At 70.1% G+C, this 1,538-nt stretch carries 2 protein-coding genes; both read right to left on the bottom strand.

What is annotated here, in order from left to right; all coding sequences use genetic code 11:
- The coding region (locus ACWELQ_RS45480; RefSeq protein WP_452403156.1) for a maleylpyruvate isomerase family mycothiol-dependent enzyme at positions 1-566 on the bottom strand (566 nt) is incomplete at its 3' end.
- 65 nt (positions 567-631) lie between these two features.
- Positions 632-1,426 (bottom strand): ROK family protein, encoded by a 795-nt coding sequence (locus ACWELQ_RS45475; protein ID WP_452403157.1) that lies wholly within the window; start codon positions 1,424-1,426, stop codon positions 632-634.
- Positions 1,427-1,538 lie beyond the last annotated feature (112 nt).

Raw genomic sequence — 1,538 nt, 5'->3', positions numbered from 1 at the left:
GCCAGCCACTGCATTGTCTGCCCGGTGCCGCGAAGGGCGTCGGCCGACTCGGACCGTTGCATCGCCCAGGTGGGCGAGGTGAGCATTCGGAAGTGGTTGTCGATGAGCGCGGCGGCGATGTCGGCGTCGATGTCGGCGGAACGGTTCGCCGCGCTCGCGGCGTCGAAGCCGTGCACGACCGCCTCGTTGAGGAGACTGGCAACCCAGAATCGCGTCCCGGACCGCTCGTCCCCGGCGGGGTTGAACACCGGCGCGTCGAGCGCGTCGTCGGAGCACGCGCTCACCACCCGCTGCGCGGAATCCGCCAGCCACGCTTGCCAATCCCGGGGATCGGCGGGGAGCACGGCCATCTCCATAGGCAGCTGCGTGGGGTCGGTGACGCGCCGCTCGATGGTTTCCGCGACCCAATGCTGGGTTTGCCCGACGTGCTGAACCAGGTCGGTCACTGTCCATTTCGGGGCGGTCGGCACGGCGGCGTCAGGGCCGGCCGCTGCGGCGGATTCGGCCAGACGCCGGGTGTGTTCGAGGATCGCCCGCCGGGCATGTTCCGTGGTCAGCTCACTCATCGATCGGCCCTTTCCTACGGTTCGTTGTGCTCGATATGACGAGCCGTGCCGGTCGAACTCATCGGTCACCCCGTCGTGCTTCGCTCGTCGACGGTCACGTTCGGGTCGAAGTCCAACAAAAGTTCCGGTGTCAGGCAATAGCGGCGGGTGATGAGGCCCGCCGCACCGCGGGCGACGGCGTCACCACCGAGCGGCGAGGCGGCCACGGTGACCGGGCGGCGGGCCGCGGCGAGGACGCCGGTGCCGAGTTCGGCGCGCACGCCCGGGGCGAATTCGTCGAAGACGGTCGCGTAACTGCCGCCGAGGACGACGGTCGCGACATCGCAGATGTTGATCAGGGACGCCAGGGCGGTACCCAGGGCCGAGCCCGCGCAGTTGACGGCGGAGCGGCTGCGGGTGTCGCCGTCGCGGAGCGCGTCGTGCAACGCGCCGAGGCGTTGGTGACCCGCGCTGGCCAGGATCGCCTGCAGCCCCGCGTACTGCTCGACGCAGCCGTGGCTGCCGCAGGTGCAGGGACGGCCGCCACGCTCGATGATGACGTGCCCGAGTTCGCCCGCGAACCCGCTGCCGCCGCGAAACAGGGTGCCGTCGAGGACGATTCCCGCGCCGACGCCCACATCACCGGAGACATACACGAAGTCGTCACCGGCCAACCGGTGCGGCCACACATGCGCCAGGGCCGCGAGGTTGGCTTCGTTGTCCACCTCCACCACCGGCGCCGCCAACGCGGCGGCCAGGCGGTCACCGATCCGGATACCGGTCAGCGCGGGCACATTGGGTGCGTGCACGACCGTGCCGTTGTGCACGATGCCGGGTACGGCCAGCCCGAATCCCAATGGCTGCCTGCCTGATTCGGCCAGCGTGGCACGGATCAGCGATGCCCGCGTGCACGCCGGTCTTCTGGTCGGAGGCCATCTCCACCGGCCGCCATTCCAGATGCGAGACCGCGGAAGCCAATTCGGTGCGCAGCAG

Source organism: Nocardia sp. NPDC004722 (genome assembly GCF_053601505.1).
Note: the sequence above shows the minus strand (reverse complement) of the source record. Positions and strands in the feature narration are given on the sequence as shown.